This window comes from Streptomyces atratus (assembly GCF_014648655.1).
GTDB lineage: Bacteria > Actinomycetota > Actinomycetes > Streptomycetales > Streptomycetaceae > Streptomyces > Streptomyces atratus.
Genome location: NZ_BMRN01000070.1, coordinates 1 through 23,283 on the forward strand (window position 1 = coordinate 1; position 23,283 = coordinate 23,283).

At 70.5% G+C, this 23,283-nt stretch carries 18 protein-coding genes; 5 read left to right on the forward strand and 13 right to left on the reverse strand.

Annotated features, from left to right (window positions below):
- The 8 genes from IEZ15_RS40285 to IEZ15_RS40320 all read right to left on the reverse strand — a co-directional run.
- A partial coding sequence (locus tag IEZ15_RS40285; RefSeq protein WP_189281952.1) for a transposase occupies window positions 1-353 on the reverse strand: 353 nt, incomplete at its 3' end.
- Window positions 354-684: 331 nt separating this feature from the next.
- Complete coding sequence (locus tag IEZ15_RS40290; protein ID WP_189281953.1) at window positions 685-945, reverse strand: DUF5132 domain-containing protein; 261 nt, start codon at window positions 943-945, stop codon at window positions 685-687.
- A gap of 204 nt (window positions 946-1,149) precedes the next feature.
- Window positions 1,150-2,292 (reverse strand): alpha/beta fold hydrolase, encoded by a 1,143-nt coding sequence (locus tag IEZ15_RS40295; protein WP_189281954.1) that lies wholly within the window; start codon window positions 2,290-2,292, stop codon window positions 1,150-1,152.
- A 250-nt stretch (window positions 2,293-2,542) separates the two neighbouring features.
- Window positions 2,543-3,310, reverse strand: coding sequence for a thioesterase II family protein (locus IEZ15_RS40300; RefSeq protein WP_189281955.1), 768 nt, complete (start codon window positions 3,308-3,310; stop codon window positions 2,543-2,545).
- Window positions 3,310-3,537, reverse strand: a complete 228-nt coding sequence (locus IEZ15_RS40305; protein WP_189281956.1) for a hypothetical protein — start codon at window positions 3,535-3,537, stop codon at window positions 3,310-3,312. The genes IEZ15_RS40300 and IEZ15_RS40305 overlap by 1 nt, the downstream gene beginning before the upstream one ends.
- Before the next feature lie 11 nt (window positions 3,538-3,548).
- Window positions 3,549-3,896, reverse strand: a complete 348-nt coding sequence (locus tag IEZ15_RS40310) for a hypothetical protein (RefSeq protein ID WP_189281957.1) — start codon at window positions 3,894-3,896, stop codon at window positions 3,549-3,551.
- 414 nt (window positions 3,897-4,310) lie between these two features.
- On the reverse strand, window positions 4,311-4,694 hold the full coding sequence (locus IEZ15_RS40315; protein WP_114248417.1) for a DUF5132 domain-containing protein: 384 nt from the start codon (window positions 4,692-4,694) through the stop codon (window positions 4,311-4,313).
- Between the two features lie 254 nt (window positions 4,695-4,948).
- On the reverse strand, window positions 4,949-6,706 hold the full coding sequence (locus IEZ15_RS40320) for a DUF885 domain-containing protein (RefSeq protein ID WP_189281958.1): 1,758 nt from the start codon (window positions 6,704-6,706) through the stop codon (window positions 4,949-4,951).
- Window positions 6,707-6,988: 282 nt separating this feature from the next.
- On the opposite strand from IEZ15_RS40320, the gene IEZ15_RS40325 reads away from it, so the two are divergent.
- The 5 genes from IEZ15_RS40325 (at window position 6,989) to IEZ15_RS40345 (ending at window position 13,857) form a co-directional block, all read left to right on the forward strand.
- Entirely contained in the window at window positions 6,989-8,461 is a 1,473-nt protein-coding gene (locus tag IEZ15_RS40325) for an ABC transporter substrate-binding protein (RefSeq protein ID WP_229846464.1), read from the forward strand.
- Window positions 8,462-8,509: 48 nt separating this feature from the next.
- Entirely contained in the window at window positions 8,510-9,496 is a 987-nt protein-coding gene (locus IEZ15_RS40330) for an ABC transporter permease (RefSeq protein ID WP_189281960.1), read from the forward strand.
- A 94-nt stretch (window positions 9,497-9,590) separates the two neighbouring features.
- Complete coding sequence (locus IEZ15_RS40335; RefSeq protein WP_229846465.1) at window positions 9,591-11,444, forward strand: dipeptide/oligopeptide/nickel ABC transporter permease/ATP-binding protein; 1,854 nt, start codon at window positions 9,591-9,593, stop codon at window positions 11,442-11,444.
- A complete protein-coding gene (locus IEZ15_RS40340) occupies window positions 11,441-12,502 on the forward strand; it encodes an oligopeptide/dipeptide ABC transporter ATP-binding protein (protein WP_229846466.1) in 1,062 nt (353 codons plus the stop codon). Before IEZ15_RS40335 ends, IEZ15_RS40340 begins: the two co-directional genes overlap by 4 nt.
- Window positions 12,499-13,857, forward strand: coding sequence for an NAD(P)/FAD-dependent oxidoreductase (locus IEZ15_RS40345; RefSeq protein WP_189281961.1), 1,359 nt, complete (start codon window positions 12,499-12,501; stop codon window positions 13,855-13,857). The genes IEZ15_RS40340 and IEZ15_RS40345 overlap by 4 nt, the downstream gene beginning before the upstream one ends.
- A 491-nt stretch (window positions 13,858-14,348) precedes the next feature.
- Here IEZ15_RS40345 and IEZ15_RS40350 read toward each other — a convergent pair whose 3' ends face one another.
- The 5 genes from IEZ15_RS40350 to IEZ15_RS40370 form a co-directional block, all read right to left on the reverse strand.
- Window positions 14,349-14,537 carry a hypothetical protein gene (locus IEZ15_RS40350; protein WP_229846467.1) on the reverse strand — a complete coding sequence of 63 codons (189 nt, stop codon included), beginning with the start codon at window positions 14,535-14,537 and terminating at the stop codon, window positions 14,349-14,351.
- A gap of 32 nt (window positions 14,538-14,569) precedes the next feature.
- Window positions 14,570-15,307, reverse strand: coding sequence for an SRPBCC family protein (locus tag IEZ15_RS40355; protein ID WP_114248411.1), 738 nt, complete (start codon window positions 15,305-15,307; stop codon window positions 14,570-14,572).
- A gap of 30 nt (window positions 15,308-15,337) precedes the next feature.
- Complete coding sequence (locus IEZ15_RS40360; protein WP_189281962.1) at window positions 15,338-16,585, reverse strand: cytochrome P450; 1,248 nt, start codon at window positions 16,583-16,585, stop codon at window positions 15,338-15,340.
- Between the two features lie 10 nt (window positions 16,586-16,595).
- Complete coding sequence (locus tag IEZ15_RS40365; RefSeq protein ID WP_093896554.1) at window positions 16,596-16,811, reverse strand: MbtH family protein; 216 nt, start codon at window positions 16,809-16,811, stop codon at window positions 16,596-16,598.
- 5 nt (window positions 16,812-16,816) lie between these two features.
- Window positions 16,817-23,283, reverse strand: a 6,467-nt coding sequence (locus IEZ15_RS40370) for a non-ribosomal peptide synthetase (RefSeq protein WP_189281963.1), incomplete at its 5' end; no start/stop codon positions are given.

Below are 23,283 nucleotides of genomic sequence, written 5' to 3' on the forward strand. Positions count from 1 at the left end.
CAGCTCCCCCCTTTCATCGCGCGCATGTTCACTGAATCGATCGCACACCGGCTCCAGTCCAGGTCACCGCACCTGCCCAGTTCGTCCAGGACCAGACGGTGGAGCCTGGCCCAGACCCGGGCCTTGCTCCACTCGGTGAACCTCCGGTGGGCCGTTGGCCCCGAAGGCCCGAAAGACGGGGGCAGCTGCCGCCACGTGCAGCCTGACATGGCAACGAAGATGATCGCCGCTAGGACCTCACGGTCCCCGTACCGTCGTCTGCCACCGCCCTGCGGCCGAGACGGAGCCGGCGGCACCACCCGCTCAAACAGGCCCCACAACTCGTCCGGCACCAGCCGCTCAATGATCCCCACGACACCAGACTATCGAACAGCCCAAATGAGACGACCTCTTAAGGCGTTTGGAAGAGCGTGATGGCAGGCGGCCTCTCTGAAGAAAGCAGGGGCGTCGACTGCGCGCGCCTCGGCCGACTCCTTGAGCATCTGAACAGTCACCAGACCCAGGCTGCAAAGGTGGCTGAGCGGGGCGGACTGATGAGCGCGCTCCATCAGGACGGACGTGTCGTCAGGAGTGAGGCCGTCGCGGATCTCCACCTCTTGCCCGCTTTGAGCGGGGTCTTCCTTCTCCTCCGTGGCCACGCAGGCTGCTCCCATCCGTACCCAGCTTCTCGGGGACCGCCAGTCTTCAGCCGGCCGTGGCACCCTGCGCCGTTACCTCACCGTCGGCTTTCACACGACGCGTGCGAGCCGAACTCGCCAACTTCTCGGCAGCCACTTCGGCGGTGAGGTCCTGGATCTCCTCGCCCGCCTCGATGGCTGCACGCCTGACTTCGAGGGTCAGGCCGACCGACGTCTTGATGATGCCCCGCACCAGCGGTTTCACCACTCTCTTGATCAGAGGGGCCGTGATCAGGCCAATGAGGAAGGGAGGAACTACAGGGGGCATGTGTGAACTCTCTCTTGTGTACACGGCACGGCTGCTGCCGCCGCCGCAAGTGCCAATACCGCCTGGCCGACGGTGCTGGGCAGGCATTTCACCCCCACCGAAAAACACCGTAGTCGACCTTCGGCCGACGCGCCCGGGGACGCCGACGCCTTTCATTCGTTCGAGCGGAGGCGCACCGAAGCAGACCGTGGCTGCGGAACGGAATCAGAACGGGTCCGGTGCGCCCGGCCCACGTTCGTCCAACAGTGAGCCCACCACCTGCACAACGAACTCGGGTACGCGGTCCGGAAAATCGTGGCCGGTTCCCTCCGGGGTGTAGACCCTCCGGGCCGCACTGGAGGCTGCGAGAAAGCGTTCTCTCACGGTGAGGAAGAAGTGCCGTACCCGGGCGCTCTCCGCCGGATCGTCAACCGCGTCAAAGATCTCGTCACCACCCGTCAGATCGCGTGGCGCCACGAGGAGGAGGGGGAGCGAGCCGAGCTCGCCATCGTGTACGACCGTTTGCCAACCGTCTCGGGTGATGCCGTCCGGCGACAGCTCTCGCAGGATCGATGCCGCGGCGCAGTTCGCCTTGGTCCTGGTCTCGATTACGGCGAGAACCTGCGTCGGCTCTTCGAGAGAGCGTGCCTCGTTCCTGGACACGAGGGCGTGGAGGCCGAAGAGGTGGCGCAGCGCGAGGGCGGTCTGGTCTCTCACGGCATGCCGCAGGGCCGGAAGCGACGGGCCGAAGGCGACGACATCGGGCGGGGTGGGATCGAGCAGCACCAGACCGGCCACCAGGTCGGGGCGACGCCTGGCGGCGTTGGCCATGAGCAGTCCCCCGAAGGAGTGCCCCACGAAAACATAGGGCCCCTTTTCGCCGGCCTGCTCCAGCGCCATTAGCAGTTCGACGGCTTCGGCTGCCGTCGTACGCGGGAACGGGCCCGGGTCGCTCCAGCCTGAGCCCGGACGGTCCACCAGGACCGAACGCGTCCGTTCCCGCCCCAGCGCGTGTAGCCGGTACATGGCGTACCCGCCGGCATGGCCGCCCGGCATCCAGACCACGGTGGACCTCGGCCCGGCGTCTCCCTCGGCGAGGATGTGCATTCGGTAGCCGCCCACATCGACCATTCGCCCGGGTGGCGGATACCTCACCCGTACCCGGGCCACATGCATCAGATGGCGGAGAGACCCGAGAGCGAGCGCGAGGGCCACGGCGCAGAGCACACCGCCGAGAATCCGCCAGCCGGTTCCCAGGGTGACGCACCACGCGCCCGCGGTCGCCGGCAGCAGGGCGATGGCCAGCCCGGCCCAGTCCCGGCTGAGCAGCCGGAGTATCGCGTCGGCGACACGTGTGCCCGGTCGCATGGTTTCCTCTCCGTCCCAGCCTTCGTGGCCGCTGCCAGGGACACCGCGCGTCTCAACGCCCGGCACAAGCATCGTCCCCTGGAAACCCCATAGACGCCATGCGCGGTGTCGGGCCCCGCCTTCCGTCACAGCCGTACGGGCAGCCGCCGGGGCCGAGGTGAAACCTGGCCGGGGACCGACCACACACGACGCCTGCCCCTCGCGGGTGTGTGCCGGGGACATCCAGGTTCCCGATACGGGCATACCACCGTCATGCCTGGTCCGCGTTGCACGCGCGCGCAAGGCGTGCTGCCACATCCGCGACCACTTCGGCCTCCTGAGCCACGAGGTAGAAGTGGTCCCCGGGGAACGAGCACAGCTCGAAGAAGCCCGGGGCAGCGAGGTCGCACCAGGCGAGGACCTGGTCGAGTACGCAACTCGGATCGTCCTGGCCGACGTACGCGGTGATCGGTGCCTTGACCGGAGCCGGATGCAGCGGTTGGTAGCCCTCGATGAGCCGGTAATCCGCGCGGAGGGCGGGCAGCAACAGGTCACGTAGCTCCGGGATGTCGTAGGCCCCCGAGTGCAGGTCTCCGAGGTGCCGGACGCGGGTGATCAGGGTTTCGTCATCGGCACTGTGCAGTGCGGTGTGTTCGGCCCACTGGGGGGCTGCGTGTGCGGAGACCAGCAGGTGTTCGGGGACGATGCCGCGGGCCTCCAGCCGCAGGGCCAGCTCGTAGGCGACGCAGGCACCCATGCTGTGTCCGAAAAGGGCCAGCGGCCGGTCGAGCCACGGTTGCAGTGCGTCGTCGATCGTGTCGGCCAGGGTGGCCATGTCCTCGATGCAGGCTTCCGCGAGCCGGTCCTGGCGGCCGGGGTACCGCACAGCGAGCACCTCGACGTCCTCCGGCAGCAGCGGGGGCCAGCCGTGGAACAACTGTGCCGTGCCACCGGCGTGCGGGAAACACACCAGTCGGAGCCTGGGGTCCGCCGCGCGCCGGTGGACACGGAACCACTTCTTCGCGTCGTGCGCCGTCATCACTTCCGGAGACCGTCCAGCTGCGGGGAATTGAACTTGGAGAGGAAGGTGGGAAGCTGCTCCACCACCCTCCTGGACACGTATGCGGTCTGCACGGTGTGGCGCAGGCGATCGGTACCAACGAGTTTGTAGGCGCTGTCTTCCTGGATGAGTTCGGCGGAATACAGGGGTGTTCCGGTCGTAGACGTCTGACCTGTCTTCATCAAGGTGCCGCCTTCTCCAGCCATGCCTTCCACACCTACGTTGCCTGCTTCTCGTCGATGGTGTCGGTGAACGGGTGGTGGCCGAGCCAGATCGGCCAGTTCCAGGTGTGCCCGCCCAAGAGTCGGTAGAGCCCGTCGGTGGTGCGCAGGCCGAGCAAGTCGCCGCTGAGGAAGTCCACGACGGTGTCCCGGGGTACGCCGAGGCGGTCCGGTACGGCGAAGCGCACCGTGTCGCCGACGACGGTCTCTGCGGTGACGCGCGCTTGCCGGAGCAGAGTGGTGAACGCGTCGGCATGCGCCGGTGCTGTGGGCCTGTACGCCTTGATGTAGGTGGCACGGTGCCCTGCGAAGTGGCGCAGGTACTCGGGGGTGCTGGTGTCCACCCAGCGGATCCGGTCACAGGATTGGCACGTGCCTCCCTGATTCCCGACGCACGCCGGAGGACGCCCTCCAGAATTTTCGTGCCCCGGGGCCGCCCGAGCACCGCAGGCACCCCCCAACGCTGCCGCCCCGGAACGACAGACCTGGCGCATACGTTCGAGAGGTTGGGCCGACGTGTGGCTGCTGTGCCACCAAAGGCGCCATGGGGGAATGTTCACCTGTTTTTCGGAGGGGCGTGTCCAGAAACGGACGGGCGCGCCCTTGCCGGGAATTGGAAGCCTCGACGGCGTGCGCAGAGGGAAGCGCGCCGCGGAGTTGTCCGCAGAGCAGCCGGCGACACGCGGGAAAACACTCGTGTCTCGTCGGGCCGTGACATCGGGCGCGCCGGGGATCACGTGGAGATCCGGTCAGCGGACTCAGCGCACCTTGGCAGCGGCCGAACCGGCGCCGCGGGCCTTGTCGGCGGCCTTGCTCTCACTGCCGGCCTGCGCCGCGTGGGCCGTTGCGGCGGCGGGCGCCGACCCGGTGCCCGCTCCGGTCCGGCCCGCGGTGCCGCCCTCCGGGGCGCCGGTGTCGGTGCCGTGCTCGGCTCCGTGCGTCATCTGGGCGGCAAGCATTTCGGCGGTCGCCTCGGCCGCGAGATCCTGGATTCCCTCGCTGGCATCGTGGACGGCCTTCTTGATTTCGATTCCCAGGCCCACCGACGATTTGACGACCCCTCGCATGAGGGGTTTACCCAGCCTTTTGACCAGGGATGCGGCGATCAGGCCGATCAGGAATGGAGGTACTACAGGCGGCATGGCGCGACATCCTTCTCTTCTGGCGAGGAAGTGATGATTGAGAGGCAGTGAATGATTGAAAAGACAACGGGAGGCGAACAGGAAAATTCGACGACATGCATGGGTTCCCGCATCGCCGAACCCGCACCCCTCATCGCGGAGAGTATCCGAGGCTGAGAAGGCCGTTACAGTTTCCGCCATGGCCTTCACTCATTCGAGTAGAACGGCCTTTCCGTTACGGCCTGTCCAGGCCATTCGACGGCCGGAACTCGACGTCACTCGCCTTCCTCGGGTGAGCACTGGTACCTCTGCTGACGGCCGGACGCCCCGTGCAGTTCTCTCGCCAACCGTCGGCGCAGGGCCGGAAACGGCAGCGTGCCGCCGGCCAGCACAGCCTCGTGAAAGGCACGCACATCGAACGCGGCACCGGCGCCGCTTTCGCACGCTGCTCGCAATGCCATGAATTCCGCATGACCCGCCCGGTATGTCAGCGCCTGTCCCGGCAGATCGGTCGCGTAGCGCAGCAACTCTGTCGTGATCTGTCCCTCGGACTCGGCTGCCGCGTGGGCGCGCATGAAGGTGCGCGCCTGCTCCAGCGTCATCATCCCGAGGTTGAGGCCGGTGTCGACGACGAGGCGCTGCGCGGTGAACCGTTCATGGGCCAGGCGTCCGTACGCGTCCCACGGGTCGTCGTACAGCCCCATCTCCCAGGCGAGCCCTGCCGCGTACTCCGCCCAGCCCTCCTCAAACCCGCTGAAGGGCACCAGTTCGCGTCGCAGGTCGGGCAGCGTGGTGTTCTCAGCCTGACGGGCGAGGTGGAAATGATGTCCGGGCGCCAGCTCATGGTAGATCAGCGCGGCTGCGCCGAGAAGTGACCGATGCACCAGGTCCGAGGCGTTGTAGCGGTAGCGTCCCACCGGTTGCGTGGCGGTGGGCGGATCGTAGTAGCCGAACGTCATCGACGCCTCCAGCGCCTGGTCGAGGCGGGCCACGCCATAGGGGGCGCGAGGCAGGACCGCGAACCAGCGCGGCAGCAGCGGCGTGAGGCGGTCGAGGTGTCCGCGGTAGCGAGCCTCGACCTCCTCCGGGGTGACGGCGTACAGGCGGGGCTCGGTCGCGAGCCGTTCATGGAACTCCGCTTCCGTCCCCGCGAAGCCGAGCGTGCCTCGCATCTCCCGCATCCGCTCGCTGAGTTGGCGGCAGTGCTCCCGGCCGAGTTCGTGGAGGCGTTCGGGTGGTGTGTCGCTGGATGTGTACGTCCTGACGAAGGCCCGGTACGCCGCTTCGCCTTCCGGGTAGTGGGCCCATCCGACGGCCTGCGGTGCCCGCCTGAGGAGGTCCGGGTCGCCCACGAGGGCGAGAAGGCGGTCGAACGCCGGCTCCAGCTCGGCAGCCACGAGCCCCGCCACCGCGTCGCGCAGGTGGCCCCGGCTCGCCGCGTCGAGTCGAGTGAGCCGCTCGGCGCCCGCTCGGACGTACCGTGTCGCCGATGCCCGCAGACGGGTGAGGGTGGTGTGGACCCCGGCCAGCGCCGGGACGGGGATATGGAAGCCCCGTGCCGCCTGCCCGGCGACCTTGTCACCGATCGTCGCGACACAGCGGGCCAGATCCCGTACGAGGGACACGTACCGGTCCGCGTCGGCCCGGTTGTCGAAGCGGAACGGGCGGAAGACCGTGTCACCGTACTGCTGGAGGCGGAAGAGCTGGTACGGCGTGGCGGTGGGGGTGAGCCAGTGGAATCGTCCCGCCTCCGCTTCCTGTTCGGCCAGCGCCCGAAGGAAGCCCGCGGTGTCGGCGGCGGGACCGGACAGCTCCGCGGGCTTCGGTGTGCCCAGCCGGTCCAGCACCCCTGCCGCGAACCCGGCGCGCTCGTGGGCCTCCGCGGCAGACACTCCCGGCAGCGACTCGACCGGCAGCCCGCGGCGTGTCCGCAACGACGGCTCACGTACGAGCAGGAAGTCCCAGTACGCGGTCGCGAGTCGGTCGACCTGCGCCGCCGAGCCGTCCGGGCAGTGGGATGGATGGTTCGCCATGCGGCCAGTGTGCGCGCCGAATGACGCCACGTCAGGAATGGAGATGAACCGCGAGTCGGGCGACCTCACTCGAACGGGGGAAATCATCCGGCCCGTTCGTGTCCGGCCCGGGGGAGGCGGCCCGACGCCGTCGATCTCGGTGGCACGATGAACACCATGTACCGCCGAACCGTGTCGTTTCCCAGGGCTCGGTCGGCCGCGGTGGCGTCCGCCGCTGTCGCGTCAGCCGTGATGGCCGGTTGTGGCGGCGGCGACGTGTCATCGACACACACCCCTGTCGTCGTGGGGGGCACCGTCACGATCGCCACCGCCTCCGAGACCCCGAGTTTCCATCCGTACTCGCAGTTCGGCTCTGCCCTGGCTCCTTATGCCTACGACTCGTTGGTCAATATGGCGCCGGACGGGCGTGTGGCGTCGGGCCTGGCCGAGAAGTGGCGAGCCGGAGCCACTTCGGCGAGTTTCACCCTGCGCAAGGGAGTGACCTGCTCCGACGGCGCGATCCTCACGGCCTCCGGGGTGGCCCGGTCACTGAGATATGCGAGCGATCCCCGCAACCGGCTCGTCGGCGCCCGGGCGGCGCTGCCCGGAGTGCCGTTCACGGTGTCGGCCGACGACGCGGCACGGACGGTGTCGGTGCGGATGGCGTCACCGTACAGCTTCATCGTGCGGACGATCGGTCTGGTGCCCGTCGTCTGCCCCGCCGGGCTGGCGGATCCCGGCGCGCTGGACAGGAGCACGGAGGGCACCGGGCCGTACGTGCTGAGCGGATACACCTCGGGCGGTCCGTACCTCTTCACACGGCGCAAGGGGTATGCGTGGGGGCCGCGGGGAGCGACCAACGCAGCTGCGGGCCAGCCTGAGCGGATCGTGGTGTCGGTGGTGCCGCAGGAGTCCACGGTGGCGAATCTGCTACTCACGGGCGGCGTGAACATCGCGATGGTGACCGGCCCGGACCGCGCGCGGCTGACCGGCCACGGCCTGGCCACCGCCCAGGTGCCGACCGTGGTGGGGCTGACCTTCTTCAACGAACGGACCGGCCGCCCCTTGAGCGAGCCTGTGCTGCGTCAGGCACTGGTGGGTGCTCTGGACCGCAAGGGCCTCGCCAATGTGGCGATCGGCGGCGACGGAACGCCCGCCAGCCATCTGACCGCCGCGGACTCCGTCTGCCACGCCGACGTGGCCGCCGGGAACCTGCCCTCGCAGAGTGCCGTGGGGGCTTTGGGCGCCGCGGGCTGGACGAAGAACGCACGGGGCAGGCTGGTGAAGCACAGCAGGCCGCTGCGGCTGCGGCTGCTCAGCAGCGCCGACTTCGGCTCCACCCTTCCGTCGGTCGCCGAACTGATGGCCGCCACCTGGCAGGCGCTGGGCGCGGACGTCGACCTCGTCAGCGAGAGCAGCAACGCGGTGGTACAGGCCATGTACCAAAGCGGCGACTTCGACGTCGTGGTCGGCAGCTCGCCGGGTCCGCCGCTGCCCGCGCAGCTCGTCCCGTACTTCTCCGGTTCGCCGCCGTCCGGGGGGCTCAACTTCGCGTACGTCGCCAACCGCGCCTACGACCGCTTCGTCGCCCTCGCCCTGCGCGCACCGGGCACGGCCAGCTGTGCGGACTGGAACAGGGCCGCCGCGGCGCTGTTCCGCTCGGCCGATGCGCTCCCCATCGCCGACGGCACGAGCACGGTATACGGCTACCGGACGACCTTCGCCGTCGCGCCCGGCGGCCAGATCGTACCGACCAGCATCCGCCTGCACAGATAGCGGCGGACGCCGCACACGACCGCGCACCACCAGTCGAGGAGGTCTCCCATGACGACCGTGTCCGCGCGGCTCGGCGCCCTGGCACGGTGCCACCCGTGGGTGGTGTTCTGCTGCCGGCGTGCGGTGCGGCTGACGGTCTCCCTCTTCGTGGTCGTCACCGCTTCCTTCGCGATGATCCGGCTGGTACCCGGTGACCCCGTCCGGGCCGCGCTGGGAGTGGATGCCCCGCCGGACCTCGTAGCGGCCAAACGACACGAACTCGGTTTGGACCATGGCCTGTTGGCGCAGTACCGGCAGTATCTGCGTCATCTGGCCCACGGGGACCTCGGGGTCTCTCTGGTGACCGGCGAGCCGGTGGCCGACCTGGTCAGGGCACGTCTGCCGGCCACCTTGCTGCTGGCTGTCCTGGCGTTCGCCTGTGTACTTGTCGTCGCCCTCCCCGGGGGGCTGCTCGCCGCGGTGTGGACACGCGGAGGGCGGCGGCCCCGGGCGGAGCTGGCGTTCACCGCCACCACCTCCGCCATGGCGGGCATGCCGGACTTCGTGCTCGCGGCGGGTCTCACCGCGGGACTGGCAGTCGCCCTGCGCATCTTTCCGGTAGCCGGCGACCTCGGTCCTCAGTCCTACGTGCTGCCCGTGCTCGCGCTGGCGCTCGCTCCGACCGCGGTTCTACTGCGGATCGTACGGGTGGAGACGCTCAAGGTTCTCGCGACGGACTATCTGCGTGCCGCCCGTGCGAAACGGCTGCCCTCCGTCCCGCTCTATCTGCGCCACGTGGCACCGAACACGCTGACCGCGTCGCTGACGCTCGCCGGGAATCTCCTGCCGGCCCTGATCGCGGGGACCGTATTGGTCGAGAAGGTGTTCGCCTGGCCGGGCATCGGTTCGGCGATGGCACAGTCCGTGGCCGCGCAGGACTACGCGGTCGTCGAGGCGTCGGTTCTGGTGCTGGGCTCGGCCGTCCTCGTGGTGAACTTCCTGGTCGATCTGGCCCTCGCGCTGCTCGACCCCCGATCGGTCATCCGGAAGACGTGATCCGATGGTGCTGTTTCCTCCTTCCCCTTCCACGCCGGGTGCCGCCGCCGGCAGGTCTCGTGCGTCCCGGTCGGTCTGGGCCTCGCCCATAGGCGTGATCACCCTGACGATGCTCGGATCGCTCGCCGTACTGGCCGTCGCGGGGGCGGTGCTGTGGGGGCAGGCCGCCGACCGTCCGGACCCGTCGGCGGTGCTGCGGGGGCCCACTGCAAGTCATCTGCTCGGCACGGACCATCTCGGGCGCGACCTGCTCGCCCGGCTGCTCTCGGCGACTTGGCTCTCCCTGCTGCTGGCAGTCGCGGCCACGCTCCTCGGGGCGGTGGCCGGGATCACGCTGGGCGCGCTCACCGCCGTCGTGGGCGGGCGCGCCCGCCGCCTGCTGGGAGCCCTGATCAACCTCCTACTGGCATTTCCCGCGCTTCTCGTCGCGATGTTCTTCGCGGCCCTCTTCGGCGCGGGAGCGGGTGGGGCGGTGTTCGCACTCGCCGTCGCCAGTGCACCGGGCTTCGCGCGGATCACGCAGACCCTTGCTGCCGGAGTGGCCGGAACCGACTTCATGGCGGCGGCACGTGTGCTGGGCCTGCGTCGCCACCGGCTCCTCCTGCACCATGTCCTGCCCCACATCGCCGAACCGCTGATGCTCAACACCACAGTCGCCGCGGGCTCGGCACTCGTGGCCCTGTCGGGGCTGAGCTTCCTCGGACTGGGGGTGCAGCCCCCTTCGTACGACTGGGGGCTCCTGCTGAGCCAGGGGCTGGACCGCATCTACACCGAACCTCTGCCCGCCGTGGCACCCGGCGTCGCCATCGTCTACGCCAGTGTGGCCTTCCAACTGCTCGGCGAGGTGCTGGCCGGAGCCGCCGCGCGACGCGCCCGCACACGGCAGCTGGAAGAACCCGCGGTACACCCGGCGCGCGCCGACCGACCGGCATCCGTGGACCACGTGCTGGAGGTGGAGGATCTGCGGGTCGCCCTTCCCTCGCCGGACCGGGTGGTCCGGCCCGTCCGCGGTGTCACCCTCGCTCTGCGGCGCGGTGAGATGGTCGGCCTGGTCGGCGAGTCCGGCTCCGGTAAGTCGCTGACGGCGCTTGCCATCGCCGACCTGCTGCCGGACGGCGCCTGCGCGACCTGGGGTACCCACCGGTTCCTCGGCGCGGACGCCGAGTCTTCGACACGCAAAGAGCGGCGCAGGCAGCTGGCGACGGGAATGGCGGTGATCTTCCAGAACCCGGCCTCGGCCTTCAACCCGTCGCTCCGCATCGGAACGCAGATGACGGAGGCCGTGCGTGCGCACCATGGCACCCCTCGTGCCCAGGCCGTCGAGCAGGCCCTGGCGCAGCTTCAGCGGGTCGCACTGCCCGGCGGGCGTCGGTTGCTGCGGTCCCGCCCCTTTCAGCTCTCCGGCGGTCAGCGCCAGCGAGTGGCGATCGCTGCCGCTTCGATGATGCGGCCCGGCCTCATCATCGCGGACGAGCCGACGACAGCCCTGGACGTCACCGTGCAGCGGCAGATCATGGACCTGCTCCGCCGTATCCGGCACGACGACGCCACCGCGATCCTCTTCATCAGCCACGACATCGCCCTGGTGGCCGACGCCTGCGACCGGGTTCTGGTCATGTACGGGGGAACGATCGTGGAGAACCTTCCTGCCCATGAGCTGGCGACCGGCGCACGGCATCCGTACACGCGGATGCTCGTCGCCTCGGTCCCGGACATGGCCGCGGACCGCGACCGCCCCCTGCACACCATCGAGGGAGGGCCGCCCGATCCGTGCGGTGCGGTCCCGGGCTGCCCATTCCATGACCGCTGTCCGCATCGGCTGGACCGGTGCGCCGTAGAGAGCCCCGTGTTGTCCCCGCTCGACCCGGGGCACGAGGTCGCCTGCTGGCGACCGCTGCCCCCGGCGCTGCTCTGCGGACAACGTGAGACCGAAGAGGTGGAGAAGTGAGGGAAGGGGCAGGGTTGGCGCTGTACGACGTCACTGTTCGCCACCACGGGCCGTTCGGGCCGATCACGGCAGTGGACGGAGTGTCACTGGAGGTTCCCCAAGGCACGACGGTCGGTCTGGTCGGCGAGTCCGGTTCGGGAAAGTCCACCCTGGCACGTGCGGTCGTCGGGCTGGACAGCCCGTGCGCCGGGCGGATCACGGTCGGTGGGCGGGAATGCCGTGGGCACCGGGCGGCCGATCGGCGTCGGTTGGGGCAACAGGTCCAACTGGTTTTCCAGGACCCGGACACGGCATTGGACCCGCGCATGACGGTCCGTCAGTCGATCGCCGAATCAGCCGGGGCCTTCGTCCGGCTGGACCGCCGCAGCCGCGAACAGCGCATCAGCGGGCTGCTGGAACTGGTCGGTCTCGACGCCGGCTGCGCCGACCGTGTGCCGCGGCAGCTCTCGGGCGGCCAGCGCCAACGCGTGGCCGTCGCCCGCGCGCTCGCCGTCGATCCGGCGGTTCTCATCGCCGACGAGGTCACCTCGGCTCTCGATGTGTCGGTCCGGGCAGCGCTCCTCACCATGCTTCGGGATCTGCAACGACGCATGGGCTTCGCCATGCTGTTCATCAGCCATGACCTCGCCGCCGTCCGCCATGTGTCGGACGCCGTCGCCGTGATGTATCTCGGTCGGATCGTCGAGACCGCCTCCACCGAGAACCTGCTGCGCAGCCCACGGCACCCCTACACCCGAACGCTGCTGTCCGCCGTGCCGAGCTTGCACGCCGGACGACGACCGGTCGGGGAACCGCTTCTTCCCGGGGAGGTGCCCGACCCCGCATCGCCACCGACCGGATGCCGCTTTCATCCGCGCTGCCCCGTCGGGCCGAGCCGGCGTCCCGGACGGGACGTCTGCGCCGCACGGGACCCCCAGCAGGATGCGGCCGGACAGCCGCACCGCGCCGCGTGCCACTTCCCGTATCACGTCGGCGACTGCCCGCCCCAAGCCGGCAGCGTCCACCCGGACGCGAACGGCGACCGGGCTCCGCGAACCCCGGGGGACCTGCCGTCATGACGGACAGGGAACCGGACGCGCTTCCGTCCGGCGCGGACGCGGTCGTCGTGGGCGCCGGTGTGATCGGTGCCGCGGTGGCACTGGAACTGGCGCGCACCGGTCGGCGCGTAGTGGTCGTCGACAAGTCCGGCGGCGTCGGCCACGGATCCACCAGCGCCTCGAGCGCGATCATCCGTTTCAACTACTCGACCTGGGACGGTGTCGCCACCGCCTGGGAATCCCAGCACTGCTGGGCACGATGGGCGGAGCACCTGGGCACCATGCACGGCCCTGGCCTGGCGGCGTTCCGGCGGACCGGAGCGGTACTCTTCGACGCGCCGGGCTCCGGGACGTCGGAGGTCATCGCACTGTTCGAGCGTGCCGGCGTGCCGTACGAGCGCTGGGATGCCGCAACGCTGCGCAGCCGGATCCCCGGCATCGACGCGGGACGCTACGGACCCCCCAAGCCCCTGCTCGACGAGGCGTTCTTCTCCGGCCCGGCAGGGGAACTCGGCGCGCTGTTCACACCCGATGCGGGCTTCGTCGACGATCCCCAGCTCGCGGCACAGAATCTCGCGGACGCGGCGGCCCGCATCGGGGCGCGCTTCCTCTTCCATCGCACAGTCGTCGGTGTCCTGCGCCGCGAGGACCGGGTGGCGGGCATCCGGCTCGCCGACGGCACCGCGATCACGGCACCGGTGGTGATCAACGCCGCCGGGCCCTGGTCGGGCGCGTTCAACCGGATGGCCGAGGTCGGAGCCGAGTTCACCGTCGGAGTGCGCCCGCTGCGCCAAGAAGTCCACCAGGTGGCCGCACCGGCCTGCCAGGGCGACACAACCTCGTCGAGCCCGGGCGGCGCCAAGACTACGCTCGGCCTGATCGTGGCCGATGTCGACCTTGGGACCTACCTGCGCCCCCTCGGCGGACACCTCCTCATCGGCAGCACGCTGCCCGCCTGCGACCCTATGGAGTGGCTCGACGATCCCGACATGTGCAACCCGCACCCGACGGCCGCCCGATTCGACGCCCAAGTGACCAGGGCCGCACGCCGATTCCCGCTCCTCCGCGTCCCGAACCGGCCGACCGGCATCGCCAGTGTCTACGACGCCGCCGACGACTGGTCCCCCATCTACGACCGCACCGATTTGGCCGGCTTCTATGTCGCCATGGGAACGAGCGGCAACCAGTTCAAGAACGCTCCCCTGGCGGGCCGGTTCCTCGCCGCCCTGGTCGACCGCGTCGAGGCCGGCCACGACCACGACCACGATCCGCTGCGGTACACAGGTGAACACACCGGCATCGTCATCAACCTAGGCGCATTCTCCCGCAAACGGCCCATGGCTGAGGGTGCCGCCTCTCGAGCCGTCATGGGCTGACGTTTTGCACAGGCAGGGGTCTGCAGAACGGCGTCGGGTGACCCCTCGTTGAACCCCATGGCACCGCTGCTGGTCGGGCCCGCCATCTCGGGCGCGTGCTGATGGACGGTGCTTGCACCCCTATTACGGACAGGGCGAGTCCGTCGCGTGCGACTCGTCCTGACCGCGGACCACCGTTCAGCCACCGCCCCCCTTGGCGCGGCGGCAGGATCAAGTCGCCAAGGGACACTGATGTGACCCGACCAGCCTGGAGGATTTCCGCGAGACGATCGCCGACGACAAGGTCGTGGTGGTCTACTGCCAGGCGTACTCCTCGCAGGAGACCCGGGCGTTCCTGGACACGGGCGCCAATACCGGAATCGCCGAGCAAGCGGGGGTGACGATCCTGCCGCGGTTCGGGGAGGCGGGGACCGCCAAGCCTTGGGCCGCGACGTCACGAGGCCGGTGCCGTCCGGGAGCGCTGGACGGCACCGGCCTCGTGACGTCGGAAGCTACCAGCGGCCGCGGGCGGGTGCGGAGCCGAGCTTGGAACTCAGCACCGACAGGAAGGCCGGGAGCCTGTCCACCGCGGATTTGGGGACCGGGGTGACCTGGACCGTGCCCCGCACCAGGTCCTGCACGACTAGCTTGTAGGTACCGTCTTCCTGGACGAGTTCGGCGGCATAGAGCAGTGTTTCCACCAGAGGTCCTTCGGGTTGTGTCGTGCGACGAGTCAGGCGCCGGTGAGCCAGGCGCTCCACGCCTTGGTGGCCTGCTGTTCGTCCGTGTCCTCGGCGAACAGGTGGTGGCCCAGCCAGATCGGCCAGTTCCAGGTGCTGCCGTTGAAGAACCGGTACAGCGCGTCCGGGCCGCGCAGGCCGACGAAGTCGGGGCTCAGCCAGTCCACAACGACCTCCTCCGAGCCGCCGTCCACGCCCGGGAGGTCGAGCGAAAGCCGGTCGCCGACGGTCGTGTCGTCGGCGAGGCCGAGGCGTCGGCGCAGGGCGGCGAAGTCGGCGGGGTCGTCGGTGCGCTCGCCGCGGCCGGCCTTGACGTAGACGACGGGGCGGCCGGCGAAGTGCCTCAGGTACTCGACGAGGGCGTGCTGGTAGAAGTCGACGTGCTTCTCGGCCGCGTCCGCCTTGGTGTCCCAGGTGTCGTCGACGACGCCCGTGTGCACCCAGTGGATTCCCATGCGCAGGTGGCTCGTTCCGCCGTCGAGCGGCTCGATCCGGTAGGTGAGCGTGTTGGAGAACCCGTCGTCCAGGGCCACGCGCACGGCGAAGTGGTGCGGCGGCTCCCACGCCACGACGGTGCCGTCGGCCCGGGTGACCTTTCCGCCGACGTGCGGCTCGACCTCCATGGGGTACAGCCAGCCGAGGTTGCCGGTGCCGGTGGCGACCGCATGCCAGACCTGCTCGGGCGTGGCGGGCAGGTCCTGCTCCCGGCGGACCTCGAACTCTCGGGCCATGGTCACTTCTCCTTCGTCATCGTTCATGTGTCAGTAGCTGAGTGGGAGGGCGCTCAGCCGCCGTTGCAGTGGGTTGGGCCGCCATTCGAGGGCCGCCCCGTCGGCCAGCCGCAGGTGCGGGAGCCGACGGACCAGCGTGCCGATGGCCACCTCTGCCTGGAGCTTGGCCAGCGGACCGCCGAGGCAGAAGTGCGGGCCGTTGCCGAAGCTCAGGTGCCGGTTGCCGGGGCGGGACAGGTCGAGCCGGTCGGGGTCCTCGAAGCGCTCGGGATCACGGTTGGTGGAGGCGAGGAACAGGTACACCAGCTCGCCCTCGCGCAGCGTCCGCCCGCCGATCCCGACGTCCTCGGCGACGACCCGGACGATGGCCTGGGTCGGCGTGTCGTAGCGGGCCAGTTCGTCGACGGCGGTGCGGATCAGCACCGGGTCCTCGCGCAGCCGGGCCAGCTGGTCTGGGTGGCGTAGCAGGGCGAGCATACCGTTGCCGATCAGGTGGGTGGTGGTCTCGTCGCCCGCGGTGATCAGGACGAAGCAGGTGGACAGAAGTTCGGAGTCGGTGAGCCGGTCGTCCTGCGCTTGCGTCGCGACCAAGGCGCTGATCAGGTCGTCGCCCGGGTCTGCCCGGCGTCGGCGGACGAGTCGGGCGAGGTACTCCTCGTACTGCTCGATCGCCGTCTCAGACTTGTCGATGTCCTCGCTCAGCCGGCCGAGGCGGCGGAACCATGTGTTGACCTGCGGACGGTCCTCGGGTGGGATGCCGAACAGCTCGCAGATGACGGACAGCGGCAGCGGGGAGGCGACCTCCTCGATCAGGTCCATGGTCGACCCCGCCGTGACCGCCTCGTCGATGAGCCGGTCGACGATCCGCTGGACGCCGTCGCGCAGGGCTTCGACGCGCCGGGCGGTGAAGGCACGGTTGGCCAGCTTGCGCAGCCGGGCGTGGTCCGGCGGGTCGGTGTTGCTCATCACCCGGCCGAGCCGGTCGGTGAGCCTGCTGAAGGCCTTCAGGTCGCCGCCGAGCGCGCCGTAGGCGCGGGTCATCCGGTCCCGGTCGTTGGACAGCCGAAGGTTTCCCAGGGCCGCCTCGACGTCGGCGTACCGGGTGAGGTACCAGATGCCCTGGGTGCTGCGGTGGACCGGGCTCTCGCGCCGCATGCGGGCGTAGAACGGGTATGGGTCCCGGCGGGCCTCGGGCGTTTGCAGCGCTGCGGCGAGGTCGCCGGGCCGGACGAGGCCCGCGGTGCCGCGGGCCTCGTCCAGGGTATCGGTGGAGGTCATGTCGGCCGCGCTACCGCTGGGCATCCATGGCGTCGACAAGGCTCTTGGGCCGCATGTCGGTCCAGGTCTGCTCGACGTACTCCAGGCAGGCGGCGTGGGTGTCGGGGCCGTGGGCGACGGTCCAGCCGGCGGGGACGTCCGCGAACTGAGGCCACAGCGAGTGCTGGTTCTCCTGGTTGACGAGCACAAGGAAGGTGCCGTCCTGGTTCTCGAAGGGGTTGGTCATGGGAATCAGTCCTCCTGGTTGCGGGTTGGGGTGTCACCGGTGGCCTCGGCGAGCTTGGCGGCCAGGATCGGGCCGATCTGGGCCAGCGAGCCGGCTTGGGTCATCCGGTCGTGCCGGGTGGTGATCTCGTGCGATTCGATCCGGCCGGCGATGTACGGGCGCCAGGTCCCGGGCCCGGCGTTGTCGGCGCCCCGGTCGATCGTGGAGTTGAAGAGCAGCAGGTCTCCGTCGAACCTGCCGGGGACGAAGTCGACCGCCAGCTTGGCGTTGTTGATCATGATGTGGACGATGATCTCGATCTGCTGCTCCGTCAGGCCTGCCAGTGCGCTGCCCCGCCGGCTCAGGATCTCGGCGACCTCGCCGTAGGTCAGCGGCCGGTCGCCCAGCTCGTCCAGGTCGCAGTCGAGCACCCCGACGAGCACGTCCCGCTCGGTGGGCACGGGCAGCTCCTCGAACTGCACGTCCTTCACCGGGTAGGCGTCGAGGATCGCCAGCAGCGCGGTCCGCTCGCCACGGGTCTGAAGCTCGCAGGCGATCGCCTGGGCGATCAGCCCACCGGCAGACCAGCCGAGCAGCAGGTACGGGCCCTCGGGTTGGATCTTCTGGATCTGGTCGGCGTAGTCGGCCGCCATCTCCTCGAAGGACGTCGGCCGGGGTTCGGGGCGGCCGAGTCCGCGCGCCTGGATCGCGTAGACCGGGTACTCGGGACCGATGTGGTTCAGCAGCCCGCTGTACGACCAGCTGATGCCGCCGCCGGGGTGGATGCAGAACAGCGGTGTCCGGCTCCCGGTCGTGCGCAGCGGCAGCACCACGTCCAACGCTTCGCCGGGATCGTTCATGACCAGGCGTTCCGTGAGCCCGGCCACGGTCGGCGCTTCGAAGAGGGTGCGCAGTCCGACCTCGACGCCGAGGGTCTCGCGGGCGCGGGAGACCAGGCGGGCGGCCAGCAGCGAGTGCCCGCCCAGGTCGAAGAAGCTGTCGTCGATGCGCACCTGCTCCTGGCCGAGGACCTCGGCGAACAGGTCGCACAGCAGCTCCTCCTGCGGCGTCCGCGGGCCGCGCCCGGTGCCCGGCGCCCCGTAGTCGGGGGCCGGCAGGGCGGCCCGGTCCAGTTTGCCGTTGGCGGTCAACGGCAGCATGTCCAGGGTGACGAACGCCGACGGCACCATGTACTCGGGCAGTTCGCGGCGCAGCCGGTCGGACAGCTCACCCGCCTCGGGCGCACCCTCGGAAGCGGGCACCACGTAGGCGACGAGCCGCTTGTCGCCCGGCTGGTCCTCCCGGGCGACGACGGCTGCCTGGGCGACGCCCGGGCAACTCGCGAGCACCGCCTCGACCTCGCCGGGCTCGATCCTGAAGCCGCGCAGCTTGACCTGGTGGTCGGCCCGTCCGGCGAACTCCAGTGTGCCGTCGGCCAGCCACGCCGCCAGGTCGCCCGTGCGGTACATCCGGCCCCCGGCCGGCCCGTACGGGTCGGCGGTGAACCGCTGTGCCGTCAGGCCGGGCCGGCCGACGTAGCCCCGGGCCACGCCCACCCCCGCGAGGTACAGCTCACCGACCACGCCCGGCGGCACCGGTCGCAGCCCCGCGTCGAGCACGTAGGCACGCATGTTCGCCATCGGCCGGCCGATCGGCACGGTCGCGGCGTGCTCGGGGAGGGTACGGACCGGATGGCAGGTGGCCAAGGTCGTGGCCTCGGTCGGCCCGTAGCCGTTGACCACCTCAAGACCGGGGCAGGCTGCCAGCACCCGGGCGACGGCGGCCGGGGAGACCACGTCACCGCCGGTCCACACCTCGCTGACCCCCGCGAGCAGGCCCGGCCGCTCCTCGGCGACCAGGCGGAACAGGCCGGCCGTCAGCCACAGTCCGGTTACCTGGTGCTCGCTGACCACCTGGTGCAGCAGGTCGATGTCGAGCCGGCCGGGCGGTGCGACGACGACCCGGCCGCCGCCGAGCAGTGGCACCCACTGCTCGTACGTCGAGAGGTCGAACGCGGTCGGGGAGTGCAGCAGCACCCGCTCGTGCCCGCCGCCGCGCCAGTCGGGGGCCAGCGCGAGGGCCACCACGTCGCGGTGGGTGACTGCGACGCCCTTCGGTCGCCCGGTCGAGCCGGAGGTGTACATCACGTACGCCAACTGCCAAGGGTCAGATGGGACGTCAGGGTCGGACGAATCGGACTCGGACTGGATCAGTGTGGCCACCACGTCCTCGGTGAGCACCAGCGCGGCCCCGGCCTCCCGGAGGATCAGGTCGATGCGGGACTGCGGGAAGCGCGAGTCGAGCGGCACGTAGGCGCCGCCCGCCTTGATGATCGCCAGGATCGCCACGACCAGGTCCGCCGAGCGCTCCAGCATCACCGCCACCGGTGTCTCCGACGCCACGCCCTGGCGGATCAGTGCCCGCGCGAGGCGGTTGGCCCGCAGGTCGAGCTCCCGATAGGTCAGCTCGGTGCCGCTCGCCACGACGGCCACCGCGTCCGGGGTGGCTCGTACCTGACGGGCAAACAGCTCCGGCAGCGCGGCCTCGGGCAGCTCGGCGGCGGTGTCGTTGAACTCGGACAGCAGCCGGTGGCGTTCCTCGCCGGACATGATGTCGATCCGGCTGATCGGCCGGTCGGGGTCGGCAACCACCGCGCGCAGCAAACGCGCCCAGCGGGCGAACAGCAGCTCCACGGTGGCCGGATCGAACAGATCGGTGGCGTACTCCACCGCACCGACCATGCCGTCGAGGCTGCCGTCCGGTCGGTACTGCTCGGCCAGACTGAACGTCAGGTCGACCCGCGCGGTGCCGGTCGGTGCCTCCAGGTAGCCGCTCGACAGCCCCGGCAGCGTGAACTCGCTCCATGGCGCGTTCTGCAGAGCCAGCATGATCTGGAACAGCGGGTGGTGCGACAGGGATCGGGCCGGGTTGACCACCTCGACCAGGTACTCGAACGGCACGTCCTGGTGGGCGTACGCGGACAGCGCCTTCTGCCGTACCTGGCCGAGCAGCTCGGCGAAGCCGGGGTCGCCGCTCGTGTCGGTGCGCAGCACCAGGGTGTTGACCATGAACCCGACGAGGTCGTCCAGGGCTTGGTCGGTGCGCCCGGCGATGGGACTGCCGATCGGGATGTCGGTGCCGGCGCCGAGCCGGGTGAGCAGCGCAGCCAGGCCGGCCTGCAGCACCATGAACATGCTGGCGCCGCGCGAGGTGGCCAGGTCCCGCAATGCCTGGTGCAGTTCGGCGTCCAGCCGGACGGCGAGCCGACCGCCCAGCTGGGAGGCCACAGCCGGCCGGGGCCGGTCTGCGGGCAGTTGCAGCCGCTGCGGCAGCCCGGTCAGCTCCTCGCTCCAATAGGCGAGTTGTCGGGCGAACAGGCTGTCCGGATCGGTGGCGTCGCCAAGCAGATCGCGTTGCCACCGGGTGTAGTCGGCGTACTGCACCGGCAGCGGGGACCACTGCGGTTCCTCGCCCCGGCAGCGGGATGCGTATGCCGTCGCCAGGTCGCGGGAGAGCGGGCCCATCGACCAGCCGTCGGCCGCGATGTGGTGCACCACGAGCAGCAGCACATGCCGGTCGGAGGCAAACGCGTAGAGCTCCGCGCGGATCGGCGGTTCGGCGGCCAGGTCGAAGCCACGCCCGGCCCCCTCCGCGAGCCGGCCGGACAGCTGTACGTCATCGAGCTCGATGACCGGCAGCTCGGGGCGGGCCTCGTCCGCGCTCAGCACGAGCTGGTACGGCACGCCGTCCGCCTCGCGCAGGACCGTCCGCAGGCTCTCGTGCCGGGCGATCACGTCGGCGAGCGCGGCATGCAGCGCCGCCCGGTCCAGTTCGCCGTCCAGGCGCAGCGCGAGCGGCATGTTGTAGGTGGCACTCGGCCCGTCCATGCGGTGCAGGAACCACAGGCGTTGCTGGGCGAAGGACAGTGGGATCCGCTCGGGGCGCGGACGGGCGGTCAGCGCGGGCCGCTCCGTGACCGAGCCGTCGAGGCGGGCCGCCAGGGCGGCCACGGTCGGGTGCTCGAAGAGCGTGCGAACTTCCAGTTCCGCGCCGAAGGTCGCCCGGACCCGGGAGGCCAGGCGGGTCGCCAGCAGGGAATGCCCGCCGAGGTCGAAGAAGCTGTCTTCGACGCCGACCCTGGGCAGCCCGAGCACGTCGGCGAAGAGATCGGCGAGCAGTTGCTCCTGCGGGGTGCGCGGCGCCCGCCCGGTCGCGGCCGTCCCCAGGTCGGGGGCGGGCAGTGCGCGGCGGTCGACCTTGCCGCTGGCGGTCAGCGGCAGTGCGTCCAGGACGACGAAGGCCGACGGCACGAGGTAGTCGGGCAGGCGGTCGCGCAGCCGGTCGCGGAGTTCGCCGACGAGGGCGCCCGTGGCGCGGCTTCCGGTCGGGCGGTTGGTGAGCGAGGACAACGCGGTGCCGGACGGCCGCAGCGGCCGGTAGGCCTCGACGGGGGCGTCTCCCGGTACGTCGGAGATGACGAAGTCCAGGGCGTCGGGCGCGCCGACCGACCAGGTGACGTCCACCCGGCGGCCGAGTTCGTCGCCGAGCTCACGGAAATCCTCCGGGTCGGGCAAGTCGCCGCTGTCCGGGCCGTGCAGCCGGTCCAGCAGTTCGGCGAGCGTGCCGTCCCCGTTCTGCACCGCCCGGGCCAGCGCTGCCTCGCGGGCGACGCGCCGGTTCGGCACCCCGGTGATGCGCACCGGGTCCACGTTGCGCAGGGCGAGCAGCTCGCGCACCTCCTTGAGGTCGGCGATCTCTCGGCCCCACGCCAGCTCCTGCGGCGCGGCCGGTGCCGTCGGGACGGCCGGCTGCTTGTACAGCGTGACGTCGTAGCGGTAGCGAGTGAGCTCGTTGTGGTGCCGACCGCGCTTGACCTCCACGGCCACGGCGCCGATGTTGGTGCCCCGGTCGCGCAGGACGGTGAAGAAGTCCGGGTCGACCAGGAGTTCCTTCTCCACCAGCAGGGCCTGCTCCACGGCACGGCGCACTGAAGGCAGGTCGGCGCCGTCGGCGGCCCGGTGGAGCTGGACGGCCGTGGCCAACGGGCGCAGCAGCCGCAGGTTGCGGATGTCGCCGACGAAGAGCACGCCGCCGGGGGTGAGCAGCCGCATCAGCCGGTCGATCACGTCGGCGAGGTAGTCGGCGGACGGGAAGTACTGCACCACCGAGTTCAGCACGATGGTGTCGAACCGCCCGACCGGCAGCCCGTCGATGTCGTGCGCCGGGCGGGTCTGCAGGACCACACGCTCAGCCAGCCGCTCCTCCCGCGCCACTTGGGCGGCCAGCGCTTCGATCGCGGTGGCGGAGAAGTCGGTCGCCCAGTAGGCCTCGCAGTGCGGTGCGATCTGCGAGAGGAGGAGGCCGGTGCCGACGCCGACTTCCAGCACCCGGCGGGGGCGCAGGGCCAGGACGCGCGCCACGGTGGCGTCCCGCCATTCCCGCATCTGCTCGATCGGAATCGGGCTCGCGTCGTAGCTGCTGTTCCAGCCGACGAAGTTCTGACCGAAGGCGGCTTCCTCGGGAACGATGGGCAGGGCATCGTAGATGTCCCGCCACTCGCCCACGTGTTCCGCTTCGAGGCCGTCGTCCCGCACCGCCGCCTGGCGCGGGACGACGTAGCCGACGAGCCGGTCGTCCTGTGCGAGGACGGCGGCCTGGGCGACTGCGGGGTGCTCGGCCAGGGCTGCCTCGATCTCACCGAGCTCGATGCGGAAGCCGCGCACCTTCACTTGGTCGTCGGCTCGGCCGACGTACTCCAGCTCACCGTCGGAGCACCGGCGCACCAGGTCGCCCGTGCGGTACATGCGCTCGCCGTCCGTGCCGAACGGGCAGGCGACGAACCGTCCGGCCGTCAGCCCCGGCCGGTTCAGGTACCCGCGCGCCAGCCCGGCGCCCGCCACATACAACTCCCCCACCACACCCGGCGGCACCGGCCGCATCCGCTCGTCCAGGACGTACACCCGAGCGTTGGCGATCGGACGGCCGATCGGCGGCACGCCCGAACCCGGGGACAGCGGGTCGCTCATCGTCGCGCACACCGTCGTCTCCGTCGGACCGTACGCGTTGATCATCCGGCGCCCCGGCGCCCACCGGGCCACCAGCTCCGGCGGGCAGGCCTCACCCGCCACCACCAGCGTCGATGCGGTCACCGTGTCCTCCGACAGGGCGGCCAGGACGGACGGGGGCACGGTCACATGGGTGACGGCGATGCCCGGGTCCGTCAGCGCGGCGACCGGATCGGCCGCAGGTGGAAGCACCAGGGCCGCGCCGCACAGCAGGGCGGTGAAGACTTCCGACACCGAAGCGTCGAAGCTGGGCGAGGCGAACTGGAGCACCCGGCTGTCGGGGTCGATCGCGAACCGCTCGATCTGGGCGGTGACCAGACTCGCCACGCCGTTGTGGCTCACCACGACGCCCTTGGGCCGGCCGGTCGAGCCCGACGTGTAGATCACATAGGCCGGATGCCGGACGTCGAGCGCGATCTGCGGATCGG